At 56.5% G+C, this 246-nt stretch carries 1 protein-coding gene; it reads left to right on the top strand.

Translation table 11 applies throughout. The features are described from left to right. Nucleotides 1–246 (top strand): MMPL family transporter (locus tag SB822_RS59715; RefSeq protein ID WP_410859460.1); only part of this gene is annotated, 246 nt, incomplete at both ends.

The raw sequence follows: 246 nt of genomic DNA, 5'->3' as shown, positions 1-246 counted from the left end.
CGCGGTTGACGCCAATATTCTCATTAATGAACGTATCCGCGAAGAAACGCGACGCGGCCTCGGGGCCATGGCCGCGCTGGACAAGGGCTTCCATAGCGCCTTCTCTACCATTGTGGATGCTAACGTCACGTCCCTGATCTCGACCTTGCTGTTGTTCACCTTCGGCACAGGCCCGGTTCGCGGCTTTGCGATTACCATGATGCTCGGTATCGCGATCTCCATGTTCACTGATGTGACGTTGGTACG

This window comes from Paraburkholderia sp. SIMBA_054 (assembly GCF_046534875.1).
In the GTDB taxonomy this organism is placed as follows: Bacteria; Pseudomonadota; Gammaproteobacteria; order Burkholderiales; family Burkholderiaceae; genus Paraburkholderia; species Paraburkholderia hospita.
This window is presented reverse-complemented; position numbering and strand designations above follow the sequence as displayed.